The 17,948-nt window shown below is 62.9% G+C and carries 13 protein-coding genes and 1 pseudogene; 5 read left to right on the forward strand and 9 right to left on the reverse strand.

Annotated features, from left to right (window positions below; all coding sequences use genetic code 11):
• Positions 1-51 precede the first annotated feature (51 nt).
• The gene (locus BCA01S_RS29285; RefSeq protein ID WP_027779955.1) at positions 52-1,473 is read right to left on the reverse strand and encodes a DUF1254 domain-containing protein; all 1,422 of its coding nucleotides are present in this window, start codon (positions 1,471-1,473) and stop codon (positions 52-54) included.
• Between the two features lie 330 nt (positions 1,474-1,803).
• On the opposite strand from BCA01S_RS29285, the gene BCA01S_RS29295 reads away from it, so the two are divergent.
• Together BCA01S_RS29295 and BCA01S_RS29300 are read left to right on the forward strand one after the other, a co-directional pair.
• On the forward strand, positions 1,804-4,119 hold the full coding sequence (locus tag BCA01S_RS29295; protein WP_027779957.1) for a heavy metal translocating P-type ATPase: 2,316 nt from the start codon (positions 1,804-1,806) through the stop codon (positions 4,117-4,119).
• A 152-nt stretch (positions 4,120-4,271) separates the two neighbouring features.
• Positions 4,272-6,245, forward strand: coding sequence for a methyl-accepting chemotaxis protein (locus tag BCA01S_RS29300; protein WP_027779958.1), 1,974 nt, complete (start codon positions 4,272-4,274; stop codon positions 6,243-6,245).
• Between the two features lie 40 nt (positions 6,246-6,285).
• Here the strand turns inward: BCA01S_RS29300 and BCA01S_RS29305 are convergent, their stop codons facing one another.
• Entirely contained in the window at positions 6,286-6,939 is a 654-nt protein-coding gene (locus tag BCA01S_RS29305; RefSeq protein ID WP_027779959.1) for a glutathione S-transferase family protein, read from the reverse strand.
• A gap of 216 nt (positions 6,940-7,155) precedes the next feature.
• Here BCA01S_RS29305 and BCA01S_RS29315 point away from each other — a divergent pair, with 216 nt between their 5' ends.
• Entirely contained in the window at positions 7,156-8,628 is a 1,473-nt protein-coding gene (locus tag BCA01S_RS29315; RefSeq protein WP_042319824.1) for a polyhydroxyalkanoate depolymerase, read from the forward strand.
• A 37-nt stretch (positions 8,629-8,665) separates the two neighbouring features.
• Here BCA01S_RS29315 and BCA01S_RS29320 read toward each other — a convergent pair whose 3' ends face one another.
• The 6 genes and pseudogenes from BCA01S_RS29320 to BCA01S_RS35510 form a co-directional block, all read right to left on the reverse strand.
• Positions 8,666-9,277 carry a flavin reductase family protein gene (locus tag BCA01S_RS29320; RefSeq protein WP_027779961.1) on the reverse strand — a complete coding sequence of 204 codons (612 nt, stop codon included), beginning with the start codon at positions 9,275-9,277 and terminating at the stop codon, positions 8,666-8,668.
• A 153-nt stretch (positions 9,278-9,430) separates the two neighbouring features.
• The gene (locus BCA01S_RS29325) at positions 9,431-10,375 is read right to left on the reverse strand and encodes a 3-hydroxyacyl-CoA dehydrogenase family protein (protein WP_084166991.1); all 945 of its coding nucleotides are present in this window, start codon (positions 10,373-10,375) and stop codon (positions 9,431-9,433) included.
• Between the two features lie 128 nt (positions 10,376-10,503).
• A complete protein-coding gene (locus BCA01S_RS29330; protein WP_020068568.1) occupies positions 10,504-10,809 on the reverse strand; it encodes a hypothetical protein in 306 nt (101 codons plus the stop codon).
• Positions 10,810-11,250: 441 nt separating this feature from the next.
• Positions 11,251-11,409: a hypothetical protein gene (locus BCA01S_RS38630; protein WP_020068569.1), complete on the reverse strand. Its 159-nt coding sequence runs from the start codon at positions 11,407-11,409 to the stop codon at positions 11,251-11,253.
• 374 nt (positions 11,410-11,783) lie between these two features.
• The gene (locus BCA01S_RS29340) at positions 11,784-13,136 is read right to left on the reverse strand and encodes a hypothetical protein (RefSeq protein ID WP_027779963.1); all 1,353 of its coding nucleotides are present in this window, start codon (positions 13,134-13,136) and stop codon (positions 11,784-11,786) included.
• A gap of 129 nt (positions 13,137-13,265) precedes the next feature.
• Positions 13,266-13,853: pseudogene (locus tag BCA01S_RS35510) on the reverse strand (MgtC/SapB family protein).
• A 177-nt stretch (positions 13,854-14,030) separates the two neighbouring features.
• On the opposite strand from BCA01S_RS35510, the gene BCA01S_RS29350 reads away from it, so the two are divergent.
• Positions 14,031-15,140: an AGE family epimerase/isomerase gene (locus BCA01S_RS29350; protein WP_027779964.1), complete on the forward strand. Its 1,110-nt coding sequence runs from the start codon at positions 14,031-14,033 to the stop codon at positions 15,138-15,140.
• Between the two features lie 606 nt (positions 15,141-15,746).
• Positions 15,747-15,950: a cold-shock protein gene (locus BCA01S_RS29355; RefSeq protein ID WP_006047528.1), complete on the forward strand. Its 204-nt coding sequence runs from the start codon at positions 15,747-15,749 to the stop codon at positions 15,948-15,950.
• A gap of 111 nt (positions 15,951-16,061) precedes the next feature.
• Here the strand turns inward: BCA01S_RS29355 and BCA01S_RS29360 are convergent, their stop codons facing one another.
• Complete coding sequence (locus BCA01S_RS29360) at positions 16,062-17,684, reverse strand: methyl-accepting chemotaxis protein (RefSeq protein WP_027779965.1); 1,623 nt, start codon at positions 17,682-17,684, stop codon at positions 16,062-16,064.
• Positions 17,685-17,948: the final 264 nt, after the last annotated feature.

A 17,948-nucleotide genomic window follows, 5' to 3' on the forward strand; every position in this document is an offset into this window, starting at 1 on the left:
GCTGATCGGCCTTCGAATCTCCCGGGCCAGTGTGCAGCAGACTCGTGCGAATTACTGACGCACGACGGCCGGCGGTTGCCAGGTGCCGTCGGTGGCTTGAGGCTTCGGCGCGTACAAACGCAGCACCAGTTGCAGATCCGCGCGCGGCGCCGGCAGCCAGTTACCGCCCTTGCCGCGCGTGGACGACACGGTCACGTCGAGCGATCCATCGCGATTGCGGCGCGCGCCGTTGCGATCGCCCACCGCAATACGCGCCGGCGCACTTTCGCCGAGCGCGCCGTCTTTCGTGTAAGCGGTGATCGACCAGAAGCCGCGCACCGGGGGCAACTGATTCGGCGCAAAGTGAATCACATAGCGATTCGCGCCGTTGAGTGCGTGACCGTCGCTGTCCTGAGTGACGACCGCTCGCACTTCGTCGTCTTTCGTGCCGATGCCGGGCTGCGCGTACGCGGCGTATGCGCGCAGTGCGTAGTCGGGGCCGTAGTTGCCCACGCCATCGCCGAACCAGCTCCAGCCATTGCCGGTCAGCAAGTTCGACGGTGGCGTCACCACACGTTCGTGACCATCGGCGAGCCCGGCTGCAATCGCCTCCGATGCGCCAGGCAGCTTGACGGGCTGGTCCGGCTCCACACCAAGGTCAGCGAGGATTTTCAGCGCATGCGGATCGGCGGGCTCCGGCGGGTTGTCGGCCAGCGCCTGCGCGAGTCGGTTGAAGAAGCCGTTCGCGTCGAGCGCTGCGACTTGCGCGGCAGGCGTGCCCGATGCGTTCGCGGAAGCGGCGGCATCGGCACTGCTGCGCGGCGGCACAATCGACGCCGAACGCGCGTCGCCCACATAGACGGAAAGCGGTGCGACGCGGATCGCCCGTTGCAGCTTGCGAACCGCGGTCAGATCACGCGTGCCGTTCGACTGAATGCGCACGCTCACCCACGCGTTGCGGGTCGGCACATCGACGCGCTTCACGTTTTTCGGCAGATCGCCCTGCCAACCCGGTCCGACGAAGGCGATGGCTTGAGCCTTGATGCCAGCCGCGCGGGTGGCGAGCTGATCGCTCGTCGACCAGACCACGTTGGTCCACATGTCGAGCACGCGAGCGTCGACGTAACGGCCATGCGAATCCGGCAGCGCAATGATCACGGGTTCCGCGCCGACGTCCAGCCAGCCGGTCGAATCCAGCGTGTCGAGGCTCGGCTGCATTGGATTGGCCGCGCCGATGGGCGGCAGCGCCTGCGCATGGCGCAGCGTGTTGAGCGGCGCGCGGCCGGGGTCGGTGCCGACTGCCGCGTCGCGCGCGACGCGCATCAGTACCAACGGATAGCCGAACACGTATGAATCGGCGACTTCGTCCTTGATCCAGCCAGTGGATTTTTGCGTCGTGGAAGGCGTCGACGCACAACCGGTGAGGAATGCGAGGCCCGCGACGGATGCGCAGGTCCAGTAATTCGAAAACAGTGCTCGGCGATTTTTTATCATTCGTTCAGTGGGCGGAACATGCTGTCCAAAGGGAGACGCCGGCGCGAGCGCAACGGTGCTCGCGCGGTCTCCCAAAACCCAGCGCAGCCAGTCCGCGTCGCATCGCCGACAACATCGCGTTGTATCGTATCCGCGCTTCTCAGGCAAGCGCAAAGGCGTGAATAGCATTCTGTTTCCGAAGCGCGGCGCGATTTCCGGTAACGGCGGCTCGCCGCCTGTTCCGGAACGTCTCACAGTCGCGTTGCACGCATGAGCTTGACCTTCCCATCATGGGAAGGTCAATACTAGACTTCATCATGCCGCTCAATGCCGTCGCCAGCCTGACCCACCATGACCGAACTTGCCACTGCTTCACACGACACCGACGCCACCCCGACTCGTACCGCCGAACTCGAAATCGGCGGGATGACCTGCGCCTCTTGCGCGATGCGCGTTGAGAAGGCGCTGGCGAAGGTGCCGGGCGTCGCCTCCGCGTCCGTGAATCTGGCCACCGAGACCGCGAGCGTCAATCTGACTGCAGCCGCAGCAGCCGCCGCGTCGGACGCGCTGATCGCCGCCGTCAAGAAAGCAGGCTATGAAGCGGCGCTGCTCGCGCCGCCGGATGCAGCGCCGGAGTTGGCCGATGCCGACGTTGCCAGCGCTCCCGAAACGGCCTCTGGCGCCGCCGTCCCTACCGCCGCCGAGCGCAAACGCAGCCAGACGCGTCGCGAACTGATAGCCGTGCTCGTCTGCGCGTTGCTGACGTTGCCGCTCATCGTGCCGATGCTGGGCGAATGGTTCGGCGTGCACGCGATGCTTCCGCCGTGGCTGCAATTCGGCCTGGCGTCGATCGTGCAGTTCGTGTTCGGCGCGCGCTTCTATCGCGCGGCTTACCGCGCCGTGCGCGCCGGCGCCGGCAATATGGACTTGCTGGTGGCGCTCGGCACGTCGGCGGCCTATGGCATCAGCGTGTATCAATTGGCCACTCATCCGGACGACGCGATGCATCTTTACTTCGAAGCCTCGGCTGTCGTCATCACGCTGGTGCGCTTCGGCAAATGGCTCGAAGCGCGCGCCAAGCGCCAAACCACCGACGCAATCCGCGCGCTGCAGGCGCTGCGTCCCGACCGGGCCCGCATTCGCGTCGGCGCGGACGAGCGCGACGTGCCGCTCGCGCAAGTCAAGGTGGGGACCGTCGTGATCGTGCGGCCGGGCGAACGGGTTCCGGTAGATGGCGCGGTGCTGGAAGGCCGCACTCACATCGACGAATCGCTGATTACCGGCGAAAGCATGCCCGTGGCCAAACAGACGGGCGACGCGGTGACCGCCGGCTCCATCAACGGCGAAGGTGCCATTGCCGTCACGACCACCGCGATCGGCGCCGAAACGACACTCGCGCGGATCATTCGCCTCGTCGAGAGTGCGCAGGCGGAGAAGGCGCCGATCCAGCGGCTCGTCGACCGCGTCAGCGAAATCTTCGTGCCGGCGATCCTGGGCATTGCCGCGCTCACTCTGATCGGCTGGCTGCTGGCCGGCGCCGGTGGCGAAACAGCGATCCTGAACGCGGTCGCCGTGCTGGTGATCGCCTGCCCCTGTGCGCTCGGACTCGCGACGCCCGCGGCGATCATGGCCGGAACCGGCGTCGCGGCGCGGCACGGCGTGCTCATCAAGGACGCCGAGGCGCTGGAAACCGCGCATCGCGTGAATATTGTTGCGTTCGACAAAACCGGCACGCTGACGATCGGCCAACCGTCGGTGACAGCGTTCGAACCGGTCGGCAGCATGGGCCGCGACGAAGCGCTGGCCCTCGCCGCCGCCGTGCAGCGCCAAAGCGATCATCCGTTGGCGCGAGCCGTCGTCAGGGCGCATGAAGCGGCGGGGTCCAGTGCGCGCGTGCTTAATGCGAGCGCCGCAAAGGCCGTTGCCGGTCGTGGCGTCGAAGCGGACGTCGAAGGCCGCGCGCTCGCGCTCGGCAGCGCGCGCTGGCTTCGCGAACTTGGCATCGGCCTGTCGCCGGAAGCCGACGCGCGCGCCCGCGAACTCGAAGCCGCGGGCAATACCGTGTCCTGGCTCATGCAGCGCGATTCACAATCCGGTGTCGCGCTCGCGCTGATCGCATTCGGCGACACGGTGAAGCCGACGGCGCGCGCCGCTATCGACAGGCTCCGGGCAATGGGCGTCAAAAGCGTACTCGTCACCGGCGACAACCGGGGCAGTGCGGCGAGCGTTGCAGAAGCGCTCGGCATCGACGAATTTCATGCGGAAGTGCTGCCGGACGACAAGGCCCGCGTGATCCGCGACCTGAAAATGCGCAGCGCGGGCATCGTCGCGATGGCCGGCGACGGCATCAACGACGCGCCCGCACTGGCCGCCGCCGACATCGGCATCGCCATGGCAACCGGAACCGACGTCGCCATGCACGCAGCGGGCATCACACTGATGCGTGGCGACCCGGCGCTCGTCGCCGACGCGATCGATATTTCTCGCAAAACCTGGCGCAAGATCCAGCAGAATCTGTTCTGGGCGTTCGTGTACAACCTGATCGGCATTCCACTCGCCGCTTTCGGCTTGTTGAACCCGATGCTGGCCGGCGCGGCGATGGCGTTCTCCAGTGTCAGCGTCGTCACAAATGCGCTGTTGTTGCGCACGTGGCGAGCAAAGGTGTGACGCCATGGCGCTCGCAACGAGCGCCTCACTATTACAGAAGGCTTCCACTTTCCTAAAGAAAGCGTCGATTGCGGCCGTAAACAAGTCACGTTGCCGGAGAGTGCCTCCGCACTAGCCGTGCCTCGTTTGTCCCTTTTACTCCGCATACGCCCATGGAATTTCTCTCTTTGCGCCGCGCCAGCGTCGGCGCCCGGCTCGCCGCTCTGTCATGCGTGCTGGTGGCGTTGATTTTCGCCTCCTTCACGTGGGCGCTCACGCGCAGCGCCGGCACGCAGGTCAGCGACCAGGTGCTCGAGCGCATCGCCGAAAAGGACCGCTCGATCGCCGCGATGATCACCTTGTTCGACAAGGCGTTGTCCACCGAAGTCGACCGCTCGACATCGATGTTCGCGAGCTTCCTGCCCACTACCTACACGCTCGACGAAACGCAGAAGATCGACGTAAACGGCGTGGCCACGCCCACGTTCAAGGCCGGCGACAAAGTCCTGAACATGGATTTCAGCATTCCCGACCAGTTTCTCGAACGCAGCGGCGCAGTGGCGACCATCTTCGCGCGCACCGGCGACGACTTCGTGCGCGTGACTACATCGTTGAAGAAGCAGGACGGCTCGCGCGCAATCGGCACGCTGCTCGACCGCAAAGGGCCGGCCTACGCGCTCCTCGTCGCGAACAAGCCTTATACGGGGCTCGCGGCGCTATTCGGCAAGCGCTGGATCACGCAATACCGGCCGGTTACCGATGCAAGCGGCCGCGTCATCGGCGCGCTCTTTGTCGGTGTGAACGTCGACCAGGAAATCCAGCAGGTCGAAGACGGCATTCGCAAGCTGAAGATCGGCGACAGCGGGTATTACTTCGTGCTCAACGCGTCGAAGGGCCCGGATCAGGGCAAGCTGATCGTGCATCCGGCCGCCGCCGGCCAGGCCGCGGACAATGCGAACGCGCCGTATCAGCAGATGCTCGACATGAAGGAAGGCCGGCTGGAATACAGTTCCGCCGACGCCACGCTCGGCGAGAAAGGCACGCGCAGCAAGTTCGTTTCGTTCATCACGGTGCCGGAATGGCAATGGCTGGTGGGCGGCATCGCGCCGCGCGACGAAGTAATGGCCGATATCACCGCCACGCGCAATCGCTTCCTGGTACTCGGCTTTGTGCTGGTCGGCGTGTTCGCGGTCGTGTTCCTGTTTGCGGTGCGGCGCCTCGTCAGCCGGCCGCTCGATGAAGCCGCGAAGGCATCTGAGCGCTTCGCCTCGGGCGATCTGAGCGTGCGCGTCGCGAAAAGCGCGAGTAGCCGCGCCGACGAGATTGGCCGCCTGATGCGCTCGATCGACGGCATCGGCGAAGGGCTTGCACGCATTGTTTCGCAAGTGCGCAGCGCGTCCACCGATATGTCGCATGGCACCGAGAAGATCGCCACGGGTAGCGGCAACATTGCGTCGCGCATCGCCACGCAAGCAAGCAGCCTTGAAGAAACGGCAGCGAGCATGGAGCAGATCACATCGACGGTGCAGCAGAACGCCGACCACGCGGCACAAGCGAACAACCTCGTCACGCGCGCAGCGGACGCAGCGCTCGAAGGTGGCCGTGCAGTGGAACGCGTTGTGTCGACAATGGGCGAGATCAGCCGCTCGTCGCAAAAGATTGCGGAGATCACGAGCGTGATCGAAGGCATTGCGTTCCAGACCAATATCCTTGCGCTGAACGCAGCCGTTGAAGCGGCCCGCGCGGGCGAGCACGGCAAAGGCTTTGCGGTGGTCGCCTCGGAAGTACGCGCGCTCGCTCAGCGCAGCGCGGCTTCGGTCAAGGAGATCGAAGGTCTGATCGCCGAATCGACGGCGACCGTGCAAAGCGGCTTCCAGATTGCCGAGCAGGCCAGCACGACGATGCAAGGCATTGTTCAGCAGGTCGGCCAGGTCCGCGCGATCATGGGCGAGATCAGCGTTGCGTCGCGCGAACAATCGGGCGGAATCGAGCAGGTAAACCTCGCAGTCACGCAGATCGGCGAAGCCACACAGCAGAACGCGACGATTGTCGGCGAAGCGGAAGACGCGGCCGCCGAACTGCGCGATCACGCCGCGCGTCTTGCGCAAGTGGTCAGCGTCTTCAAACTGGAAAGCGGGCGGGACTGAGCGCCGCGGGATCGCGGCCAGGTTGCAGAAGCGTCGGCCGTCAGAATTCGACATCCAGTTCGTCGATCTCGTCGGCTTCCTGCTGCGCGTCCGCAAGCCATTGCTGCATGTCGGGCAGAGCCATGATGCGCTGCCCGTATTCCGCGATATGCGGTTCGAGCTTCACGTCGTATGTCACAAAACGCGTCACGACCGGTGCATACATGGCATCCGCCGCAGTGCGCTCGCCGAACAGGAACGGACCGCCGTACTGTTCCAGACACTCGTTCCAGATTGTCACGATCCGGTCGATATCCGACTGCGCGCGCGCCCAGACCTTGAAGTCGGGGAAGTGCGCCTTGAGGTTCATCGGCAGCGCGGAACGCAGCGAAGCAAAACCCGAATGCATCTCGCCGCAAATCGAGCGGCAATGCGCACGCGCGCGAATGTCTTCCGGCAGCAATGCTGCTTTAGGCCTGACTTCGTTCAGATATTCGGCAATGGCGAGCGTGTCCCAGATCTTGATGCCGTCGTGAGACAGACAAGGCACGAGAATCGACGGCGACAGAAGTAGCAGTTCGGCGCGCGCCGCCGGATCGTCGATGGGCATCACGATTTCTTCGAACGGCAAGCCGCTAAACCGCGTCAGCAGCCAGCCGCGTAGCGACCACGACGAATAATTCTTGCTGCTGATGGTGAGCGTGGTATTCGCCATACGTATCCCCTCCTGATGAGGCGTTAGGCCGACGCCCGACGGCACACATGCACGTTGCCGTGCGCCGTTGCACCAAAGCGCGGCAAATCCGGACCGCTTTCACGACGCGCGCAAATGCTATGCCAATGTGCCGACGCGGCTGTTGCGTGCAAACGCAATGGCATGTGACTTGCCTTCTATTCGGGCTCCTTCATTTCAACGCTTGCGCGCGGATGCATGAACCTGTTCGCCTATCCAACCTATCAAGCGTTCGCGGACTTGATGCTCCCCATGCGTCACGGCGCGACGCTGACGAACCGTTCGCTCGACACGTGGCGCGCGTTCGGCGCGACTTCGCATGGACGGTCGCTTCGCGCGGCTTGCGATCTGCTGACGCTCGCGGGCCTCACGCCCGTGCGGCCGCCGTTCGAAATCGACAACGTGATGATGGACGGCAAGCCTGTTCCGGTCGTCGAGGAAGTCGCGGCACGTACCGCGTTCTGCTCACTGCTGCACTTTCGCAAACAGACGACGGTGCCAGCGCCACAGCCGCGCGTGCTCGTGATCGCGCCGATGTCCGGCCATTTCGCCACGCTGCTGCGCGGCACCGTGCGCACCATGCTCGCCGAGCACGACGTCTACATCACCGACTGGCATAACCCGCGCGACGTGCCGCTAAGTCAGGGCCGCTTCGGGTTCGACGAATTCGTGCAGCACGTGATCGACTTCACCGAGACGATTGGACCCGGCGCGCATCTGCTCGCCGTTTGTCAACCGACCGTTGCGGCATTAGCCGCCGTCGCGCTAATGGCCGCTGACGACAATCCCGCACAACCCGCCAGCATGACGTTGATGGCAGGTCCGATCGACACGCGCATCAATCCGACGCGGGTCAACGAACTGGCAAAAAGCAAACCGATCGAGTGGTTCGAGAAGAACCTGATTAGCGCCGTACCGTTCGGCTTTGCAGGCGCGCATCGGCGCGTCTATCCGGGATTCGTGCAGCTGAGCGCGTTCATGTCGATGAATCTGAGCCGACATCTCGACTCGTTCGAAACCCTGTATTACGAACGGGCCAAAGGAGATCCGGCGAAAGCCGACACGATCTTCTCGTTCTACGAAGAATACTTCGCGACAATGGACCTGACCGCCGATTTTTATCTGGAAACTGTCGATACGGTTTTTCAGCGGCACGCGCTGCCGTTAGGCGAACTCACAGTCATGGGCCGGCTGGTCGATCCGTCAGCAATACGCCGTACTGCGTTGCTTACCGTTGAAGGCGAAAAGGACGACATTTGCGCGGTTGGGCAGACGCTCGCCGCACAGGACATGTGCGACAAGTTGCGCCCTTACCTGAAGACACATCATGTGCAGACCGGTGTCGGGCATTACGGCGTGTTCAACGGACAGCGATGGGCGCGACAGATTTATCCGCGAGTGCGGGCCGTGATTTACGACAATGAACCTCGCGCCGTGCTGGTGAGTTCGCATGCGCGTACGATCCGGCCGGTGCCCGCCGCCGCGGCCGTTGCCGCCGAACTCATGGCCGCGGCGCCAGTTGCGTCCGCGGTGGATTCCGTGGAACAGTTGGATGCGAAAGCGGTGGTTGTATCGAATGCGCAAGATTCGGGGGAAAGCAGCGCTGCCGATTCGGATGCGAAGCCGCGGGCATCGCGCCCATCGCGTCGACGGCCGCCAGCAACGGGGTGAAAGCCCGCTCGCGCGCGCTGTCTGGACGCGGCGCCGTTTATGCGGTCGGGCGGAACATCTGAAACATGTTGCCTATTTCGGCGTAGTCCCCGCGATAGCCGGCGCGCATGATCGGCTGCGCGGCGTGCGTATCGAACAGACCGTCTTTCAGATACGCCTCGTTGATGTGCACGCCGACCACCTGGCCGAGCGACAGGTAGTTGTCCATCGGCTTGCCGTCGAGACTATGCAGCCGCACCACCTGCAGCAATTTGCATTCGAGCGCGGCCGGCGATTCGGCGACATGCGGCACCTCCACGTTGCGCCCAGGCGCAGGCGTGAGCCCGGCGAGTTCGAATTCGTCGACGTGCGGCGGAACGGGCGCTGACGAACGATTCATCTGCTCGGCGAGCGGTTTCGTTGCCAGGTTCCAGACGAACTCGCCGGTCGCTTCGATATTGGCGACGCTGTCTTTGCGACCCTCGCTGCAAAAACCGATGATCGGGGGGAAGCTCGCGAACGCGCCGAAGAAGCTGTAAGGCGCGAGGTTCAGCATGCCTTCAGTGTCGCGTGAGGAGATCCAGCCAATCAGCCGTGGCGCGACGATGGCTTTGAACGGGTCATGCGCAAGATTGTGGCCGGCGGCGGGGTCGTAAAAGTAATGGGACATGGAGCGGAGCGTGAAGAAGGCGACGGGTATTTATACAGCAGACTGACGGGCGGCACATTGGGCCGGCCCGAAAACTCGCGATGACTGCCTTACGACGCCACGGCAGCTACCCGCCTCCTCGCGGAGTTTGCTCAAGTGCCGAGCCCGGGTTTGCTACCCTTGAGCAATGACGCGCTTGCGCCCTGCCTTGACTTGCGCAAGGTGTGCGTCGTCCCAGTCATAGAAGCCCGCGCCGCTGCGCACGCCGACACGCCCCGCCTGCACCTGTTGACGCAACAGGTCGAGCACGTTTTCGTCCTTCGCCAGTTCGGGCATCAGATGCGTGGAGATGTCGAGGAAAGTATCCAGCCCGCCCATGTCCGCGGCTTCCAGCGGCCCGACGATTCCCCACCGGCGGCCCAGCGACGCTTTCATGACGCGATCCACCACGTCCGGCGTTGCGGCGCCCGAGCGCACGATATTGAGCGCCTCGCGCAACACCGCGAACTGCAAGCGGTTGCCGACGAATCCAGGAATCGCTTTCGTGAGAATCACCGGCTCCATGCCGATTGCGCTCATCAATTCTGCGGTCCTGGCCGTGACGTCGGGTGCGGTCGCGCTTCCGGGCACCACTTCGACGAGCGGAATCATGTGCGGCGGATTCCAGAAATGCGCGATCACGAAACGCTCTTTTGCAACCAGCGGAGCGACGAGCTGATCGGGCGGGAAGCCGCTCGTATTGCTGGCAAGAATAGCGTTTGGGGCGAGAATCGCAGTCAGCTTTTCATACAGACGGTGCTTCAACTCGAGCACCTCAGGGATCGCTTCGATGACGAAATCCGCCGACCGCATTACGTCCAGTTCCGCGTGAGTCTCGATGAGGGCGAGCGCGGCCTCTTTCGCCTTCGAGTCGATGCGGCCGGCGTCGATCAGTTCGTCGAGCACCGCTTCCGCCTTCGGCGCGACGCTCGCAAGACGCCCCGCGTCCACGTCGTGCACGACAGTCCGATATCCGTGCAATGCACTTTGCGTGGCGATGCCGACGCCCATCAACCCCGTCCCGACGACCCCTATTACTGCCTTCGCTGCCTTGCTCACGACCGCTCCCTTTGCTGACATCGACGAAAGCGTTAGAGGATAGCGCAGTACGCAAGTGGACAATGCCGAATGCGACAAAGCCGGCCTTCCGCGAGGAAGAGCCGGCTTTGCCGGGTCACGCCGCAAGAAGCGGCGCGGTCATGTGCGAATTAGTAGCGCGGAGGCGGACGGTGTTCGTCGCGACCGTGGTGACGCGGATCATAGTCGCGCGGATGGTGGCGCATCCAGTCGTCGTGATCCCAATAGCGGTGACCGTCGTAATAGCGGTCGCCATGCCAGCCGATGTTGATCGACACGCCCACCGGCATCATGTGCGGCTCGCCATACACGACCGGTCCCGGACCGCGTTCCACGATCACGCGTTCTTGCGCAGACGCGCTGCCGGCTGCCAGCAAGGCGCCGCCCGCGAGCAAAGCCGCAATGATCGAACGCGATGTTTTGTTGAAGGCTTTCATAGTTCTCTCCCGTCAAGGTTGAATCGAGCCAGCGCCTTGCAGATCGGGCTTCGAAGTTCTGGCCCGTCAAGGACGCCCTGCGCTTGAAACCAACTTTAGCGACACAACTGGCATGAAGACGTGAGCACTTGTAAGCGCACATTTCAAAGAAAGGGACGGATTGGGGAACCGTTATTTCCGCTCCGACGTCCGTCCGCATAAGACTTTCGCGGCGATTTGTCCGGCTTGCGGGTTGACGCTACGTGAGGCGCCGTTACATTCATTTCGGTCGGGAAATATTTGACGACGAAAAAAGCGTCGACGAAGAACGAACGATGCCGGAACGAATGCTGAGATGAAACAAAGCCACGGCGCGCTTTCGCAGACCGCGGCTTGAATGACGCACGCGCATTGACATGCGCACCCGGCGCGACGACCGCGCCCGGGCTTACAGACTGGCTATTAGTCGGACAGCTTGATGCCGAACAGCGTAGCTTGCGCCTTGCGCTGACGCTCAGCTTCCCGCGAACGCGCTGCGTACGAATAGTCTGAGTCAAGCGGCAAGTGGGGCGACGCAAAGAGGTCGCTGACCTTTTGGAACAATGCAAAGATGAAGCTCATGGCGACTCCCGGTTGATTACTGCATTTGCTAGGGTTTTCCCTTAAAAAGAATTATAGGGTTTTCCCTAGTCAAAAGCTAGTGCAACGCAGCATTAATTCGATGCGACGCGCTGTCGCGGCCCATGGGCCGTGATATTGCGTTGCAGCATTACAACGTCCCTGTTTTCGATTGACCGCTTCGGTGCGCGGCGATGGACATGGAAGCGCATCGGCTTGGGCTTCGTAATGGCTACGTGGCGCCTGGTTGGCGCGCTCTTGCACCGACTACCGAGGCGCTCGGACGCCTTGCACTGCAGAACGCGTGGGGCGAGGGATGGAGGCTGCCGTGGCGCCAGGCGTTTTCGCCGGCGCGGCAGGCAGCCGTTCGCAGGCTGTCAGTGCGAATTCGCCGTTTTCGGCTTTCTGATGTGCCGCGCGTGCACGGCGCGCTGGCCGTTCGCGGATTCCGGAACCATGAGCGCCTGCTGCGGTGCGGGCGCCGGTGCGACCGTGGCCGGGGCGGCATGGGCGGCTGCATTGGCCATTGCTATTTGTGTGTCGAGCACGCTGGCCATCGCGGTCTGCTGGCTTTGCAACATCTGTTCGATCCGATGCTGTTGCGCGGTGGTTTCGCGGGTGAGGCGCATAAGCAGCATGGTCTGCGTAAGGCCGATCGCCACCGTCATGAGCAGCGCGCCGACCACGATCGACAGCATCCATTTCATGCGGCGCGAATGGTCCGTCGCTGCACGGCGCTGGTCGGCGATCACGCCGTACAGCGCGTCGACGGTGTCGGCAAAGGCCGTTGCCCGCGCACGGTCGAGTTCCGGGGCTGCGCGCTGCACGGCAGCGGCAGCCGCAGCGGCTTCCGCTGGTCGCGCTTCTTGCCAGGGCGCGGCGAACGCTGCGCCCGTGCCGGCGGATGGGGCTGTGGCCGCCGTCTCACGCGTTGACCGGTCGGCCTCGGCCGGTTGGTTCGCGTTGCGCGCCGATGCCGATGCCGCATGCCTCGCACCAGTTCCGCCCTGTGGGCTAGCGGCGAACCCTTCAGCGAAGTCCGCCTGATCTGCAACCGTCACTCCGATCTGCCTGCCCGAAGCCGAACGTTGCGAAGATTTGCCGCCTGCCTCCGACCGGTTGCCCACCGCGGATTCCACCGTCTCGACATCGCGCTCGGCTGCCTGACGCAGCGCGGTGACACTGCGCGCCACCGTCGCGGCGGCCATGGCGGGGGACAGCGGAGGAGTCGCTTCCCGCGGCGATACTACCGCCTCATTCTGGTCAGCCAGATCCGCAGCCGACATCGGATGCGCGGCGTCTGACCCGGTCACCGTCGAGAGCTCGACTTCGAGACCGCTCAATTGCAGGTCTACTCGGGCGGGCTCATCGTCCTTGGCTGCTCGAGGTGCACGGCGCGCCGCTTTTGCGTCGGCTGACATGCTGTCGCTCGGCGTATCGAGCGCGCCCACGGCGGCCAGCACGACATCGGGCAGTTCGAAACCGTGCAGCGTGCCCTGGCGAACGTCGATGTTCATCGCTTCCAGCGTGGCACGCGTCGGATCGTCGGGGAACAGGTCGAGCGTGCTGTCGTCGCGCGAGACGTCGCTCAGTTGTGCAAGGCGTTGTGCCGAGCGCGCGGCGCGCGCCAGCTTTTTTTCGGTTTCGGTCGAGACCGTGGCTTCGCGCCGCTTCTTCGTGGAAGCGTCGCGCCGAGGCCGGGATTGCGTGGATACTGCGGAATCTGCCATAGAGAAAAGAGCGGTCGTCGCGGGGAGCGGGCGCCGGCACCGCTCGTCAATGCCATTGGAATTTTTCGAGACCGCATTGTCGCATGGCGCCCACCGCCATCGAAGCCATTCGCCGACGTTTTTCCGGTTTCAAGACGACGCGTCGTCATGCCTGAACTCGCTGACACCGCGCAGTTGGCGCAAGCGCGTGCAGATCGCCTCGTACTCCACGTTCGACACGCGATTCAGCGTAATCATGACCTCGTCGCATTCGGGAGTTTCGTCGCTTTGCTGCATGACGAACGGTTTGACGCGCGGGCTCACTGCGCCAAGCTCGTCATGCAGCAGTGAAACGTCATGGTGCCGCGCTCGACAAGCATGGTCACCTGACGGCGCTGTTTGACCGTGATGAACCGCCGCTCAAGGGCCTTGATGCCCGCGAGGATGATCACAAAGATGATGGTCGCCGCGAAGCAGGATCGAACCTGCGCCGAGAAAGCCAATGCCCGAAACAACCTGAGCCGCCATCCGCGAGGGATCCAGCACGACATGCTCGCCTGTGAGCACTTCGGCAAAACCATACGCCGACACGATCATGATCAGCGCCGAACCCACGCATACCAGCATATGCGTGCGCAATCCCGCCGCCCACGAAAGACGTTCGCGCTCGAAGCCGATGACGCTGCCGAGGGCCGCGGCCAACACCAGCCGGGAGATGAGTTCGAGGTTACCCAGCATCGCGTTCCCTCCTTCTTGAAATTATTTGAGTGTTTTCCTCGTCGATTTTGGGCGCCGGCTGCGTTCGGTTTCCATTATGCTAAGCCGCAGGCCGCCGCTGCCCCACGCTTGCCGCATGCTCGCTGACACGGGCGCTTTGAAACACCGCGTTTGAAACACCGCGTTTGAAACATGACTATGCCCAGCAAGAACCCTGACGCCGCCCCGACCATCGCGCTCGCCGCGGGACTGCGTGAACACTTCGACAATGTGATCCTGCCGATGTGGCGCGGGCCCGGTTTCAACGGAGCGCTCAAACTGCCGTACGAAGCGCTCAGCGCGGAACATCACCTTCCGGAGCCCGCGCAACGTTATCGGGCAATGGCCTGCGCGCGCCAACTCTTTGTGTTCTCCGAAGCCGGCGACGCAGCCCACGCGCAAGTTCTGTTCGATTCCCTTACGCACACTTTTCAGGATACGGAACACGGCGGTTGGTTCTATAGCGTCGATGCGCAAGGCGCTCCGCTCGACACCGCGAAAGACCTGTACACACATGCGTTCGTCGTCTTCGCCTGTGCGGAATATGGCCGCCGCTCCGGCAATCGCGACGCGCTGGAAATCGTGCATCGCACGTCCGCGCTGATTCAGTCGAAGTTTGCCGCTGAAGACAATCTCTTCAATGCCGCGCTCACGGCCGACTTCACCGCAGTAACCGGCACACCGGTTCAGAATCCTTTGATGCATTTAACGGAGGCTTGGCTCGCAGCCCGCGAAGCTACGCGCGACAACGCTTTCGACGCCGCACTAAGCCGCCTGGCCGGCGCGGTCGCTCGTCACTTCGTGCATGCGCCGTCGGGCTGCATCGCGGAATTGCCGATTGGCACCCACGACAATCGCCTCGAGCCGGGGCATCAGTTCGAATGGTTCTGGCTTGCCAAGCGGGCAGGCGCCCTATTCGAGGGAACAGATCTTATGGAAGCACTGACGCGCGCGTTCGATTTCGCGCAACGCAATGGTGTAGATCAGGAAACGGGCGGCGTCTGTGCGTCACTCGATGAAAACGGGCGGATCAAAGATCCGACTCAGCGCATCTGGGCACAAACGGAATATCTGCGAGCACTCGCGAGCCACGACGAAGCCGTCGTGCGGGCCGATCTGCCGCGGCAAATCGAACTGTTCCAGCAACGTTTCTTGCGGCCGCAAGGCTGGTTCGAATGCAAAACTTCAACAGGTGAAGTAGCGCGCGCCGACATGCCGTCGACCACGCCTTATCACCTCGCAACGGCGTTTAATGCGTTGCCGGCCTGACACCGCAGGCCGACGTACAAGCGAGGCGAACACTCTTTTGCAGCGGCCTCGCCCTCTGGCGAGATCCGCCAAACATTCGCCGCGGCGCGACTCGCTCACGCCGCCCGGTCGCTCAATACTCTTCGCGCTGCCAAGGGCCCCAATCGCTGCCGTCCGATCTGGTTCGCATATACGTTGCGCTTTGGCCAGTAGGCGTGTCGGACGTGCCGCCTTGCGGCTTACGGTCGGTGGTGTGGAGGGCAAAAGCCTGGCGGTCGTCGGCGTCCACGGTGATTCGGCCGACGGGGTCCGGTGCGTCGTCTTGAGGTGATTTAGACTCCAATACCGCGAGATAGGGGGTCAAACGGCTCCAGAACGACGTAAGTTCTTCTTGCAAATAATGTGTCAATGTTTTTCCTGGAAGAGTAATACAAGCAGTTTACCCTACCCGGAGGCACGTCCTTTTTTGTGCCCTCGACGCCTCGAAAAGGCCGAAGCCGGGGAATACCCGAATACTGGTTGATTGGCGTCCGTCATAAAGACGTGATACAACTCGTACTTCGCGCTCGATCTCGATTTGAGAAATAGCGGTCGCGAATGCAATACACAACATTTACTGGATCAAAAATGGCAACAGGTACTGTGAAGTGGTTTAACGATGCAAAGGGCTTTGGTTTCATCACGCCGGACGACGGTGGCGAAGACCTGTTTGCACACTTTTCGGAAGTTCAAGGCAGCGGCTTTAAGTCCCTGCAGGAAAACCAGAAAGTGTCGTTCGAAGTGAAGCAGGGCCCGAAGGGCAAGCAAGCTGCGAACATCACGCCGGCCTAAGTACCAACGGTACGTTGAGGCACGCGTAGGCGCTTGCGCCTAATACAAGAATGGCCCGCTTCCGCGGGCCATTTTTCTTTTCTGGCTGCCCGATTTTTGAGCGCGAACCGTTTAAATCGCGCGCATTCCCGACACCGAAAATTGCCCGAATTCCGCCGGCGTTTCGTCGATCTGTTGTGTGCGCAACACAGCCGCCGAAATTTCGAACACGGAAACAGCCTGCTTCAATTGCTGAGTCTGTTGATGCAACGAAGCCGCCGCTGCCGCAGCCTGCTCGACGAGCGCCGCGTTTTGCTGCGTCATCTCGTCCATTTGCACAACCGCCTGGTTCACCTGCTCGATGCCCGTGCTTTGCTCGAGCGACGACGCACTGATTTCAGCCATCATCTGCGTCACGCGCGAGATCGAGGCGGACACGTTGCTCATCGCTTCGCCGGCATGCTCGACGAGTGCCGATCCGCCCTGAATCTCGGCGACCGATTCGCTGATCAACGTCTTGATTTCCTTGGCCGACTGCGCGCTGCGCTGGGCCAGTCCGCGAACCTCGCCTGCCACGACCGCAAAGCCGCGGCCCTGTTCGCCTGCGCGCGCCGCCTCGACGGCCGCATTCAGCGCGAGAATATTGGTCTGGAACGCAATGCCGTCGATCACCGAAATAATCTCGGCGATCTTGTCCGAGCTTTGCGCAATGCCCCGCATCTTGTCCACCACCTTGTCGACTACTTCGCTGCCGCGCGAGGTCGCCTCGAGGGCCGTTTCGGCGAGCGCGTTTGCTTCGCGCGCATGATCGGCGTTCTGACGCACTGTGGCGGTCAATTCTTCCATGCTCGACGCCGTTTCTTCGAGCGAGGCGGCCTGATTTTCAGTGCGTGCGGAAAGATCGGCGTTGCCGGTCGCGATTTCATCGGCGCCGAGATGAATGGAGTCGGCCGACTCGCGCACGGTCTGCACGGTGCGCGCGACGCTCGCCTGCATCTTCGCAAGGCCTGAGAACAGCCGGCCGATTTCGTTGGTGCCCCGGGCGGCGATCGGCTGATCGAGACGCCCTTGTGCGATCCGGTCGAAGTGACGGCCCGCTTCCTCCAGCGGTGCGACTACGCCACGGCGCAACGCCATATGCACCGCAAACGTCCCCCCGACCAGCGCCAGCAGAATCACAATGCTGACGACCCGGAATGCGGCCATACGCGCGTCGATGGAATCGAGCGACGCGCGGCTCGCCGCATTGCCGAACTGCGTGAAGTTATGCAACTCGGTCAGATAGCCGTCCTGGAACGATTGCGTCGGCTGGTCGAGAAACGCCTGAATGTTGTTTGCGTCCAGAAACTGCGCCAGTTCCGTGAGCGCGCCGTGCAGCTTCTTGTAGCGCTCGGCGAGGGCTGCGGCACGGGCGCCGTTTTCGTCGCTCGTTTTCGGGGCGCTCATGAAGGCGTTGAACGATTGCTCGGCGGCCGTCAGCTGCTCGCGCGCATGCTGAACGATATCGGTCGGCTCCGCGCCGCCGCGCACCATGCGCGTACCGGCACGCGACAGGTTGATGCGGGCGTCCATCAGATGCTGCGTGGTTTCGTTGACGGCATCCACCTGCTTGAGCGCGATGTTTGAAAGGTCGCCAACGTCGTCATGGGTTCGCGTGAGCGACCAGAAACCGAGACCTACCGTGACAAGCTGGAAAACGCAGAACGCGGCCAGGACACACAACAGGCCGGATGCGACCTTGATCTTGCTGAACATCGGGAACACCTGAAGGCAGAGAATGACTGGGAACTACCTCAGGGTTAACGGCAGCACCGTTCTTTGCTTAAGGTCAAAAACTTCAAAGATCGTCTTACGTCGTGTTTACGTCGGCCAACGTCTGAATTCCTACCGTCGCAAGCAACAATGCCGGGCAGATATTTCCGATTCATCTTGACGGCGCGCGTTGGCGCTTCCTAGAGTGGGTAGGGACTGACGCGCGTACGCCAGTGCGCACTGCCACCGCAGGCCTTCCTCGAAGGA

The sequence above is a fragment of the Paraburkholderia caledonica NBRC 102488 genome (assembly GCF_000685095.1).
GTDB lineage: Bacteria > Pseudomonadota > Gammaproteobacteria > Burkholderiales > Burkholderiaceae > Paraburkholderia > Paraburkholderia caledonica.

Bases quoted from the DNA above. Each gene is read 5' to 3' on its own strand.
- BCA01S_RS29285 (WP_027779955.1), bottom strand. From the start codon at position 1,473: ATGATAAAAAATCGCCGAGCACTGTTTTCGAATTACTGGACCTGCGCA.
- BCA01S_RS29295 (WP_027779957.1), top strand. From the start codon at position 1,804: ATGACCGAACTTGCCACTGCTTCACACGACACCGACGCCACCCCGACT.
- BCA01S_RS29300 (WP_027779958.1), top strand. From the start codon at position 4,272: ATGGAATTTCTCTCTTTGCGCCGCGCCAGCGTCGGCGCCCGGCTCGCC.
- BCA01S_RS29305 (WP_027779959.1), bottom strand. From the start codon at position 6,939: ATGGCGAATACCACGCTCACCATCAGCAGCAAGAATTATTCGTCGTGG.
- BCA01S_RS29315 (WP_042319824.1), top strand. From the start codon at position 7,156: ATGAACCTGTTCGCCTATCCAACCTATCAAGCGTTCGCGGACTTGATG.
- BCA01S_RS29320 (WP_027779961.1), bottom strand. From the start codon at position 9,277: ATGTCCCATTACTTTTACGACCCCGCCGCCGGCCACAATCTTGCGCAT.
- BCA01S_RS29325 (WP_084166991.1), bottom strand. From the start codon at position 10,375: ATGTCAGCAAAGGGAGCGGTCGTGAGCAAGGCAGCGAAGGCAGTAATA.
- BCA01S_RS29330 (WP_020068568.1), bottom strand. From the start codon at position 10,809: ATGAAAGCCTTCAACAAAACATCGCGTTCGATCATTGCGGCTTTGCTC.
- BCA01S_RS38630 (WP_020068569.1), bottom strand. From the start codon at position 11,409: ATGAGCTTCATCTTTGCATTGTTCCAAAAGGTCAGCGACCTCTTTGCG.
- BCA01S_RS29340 (WP_027779963.1), bottom strand. From the start codon at position 13,136: ATGGCAGATTCCGCAGTATCCACGCAATCCCGGCCTCGGCGCGACGCT.
- BCA01S_RS29350 (WP_027779964.1), top strand. From the start codon at position 14,031: ATGCCCAGCAAGAACCCTGACGCCGCCCCGACCATCGCGCTCGCCGCG.
- BCA01S_RS29355 (WP_006047528.1), top strand. From the start codon at position 15,747: ATGGCAACAGGTACTGTGAAGTGGTTTAACGATGCAAAGGGCTTTGGT.
- BCA01S_RS29360 (WP_027779965.1), bottom strand. From the start codon at position 17,684: ATGTTCAGCAAGATCAAGGTCGCATCCGGCCTGTTGTGTGTCCTGGCC.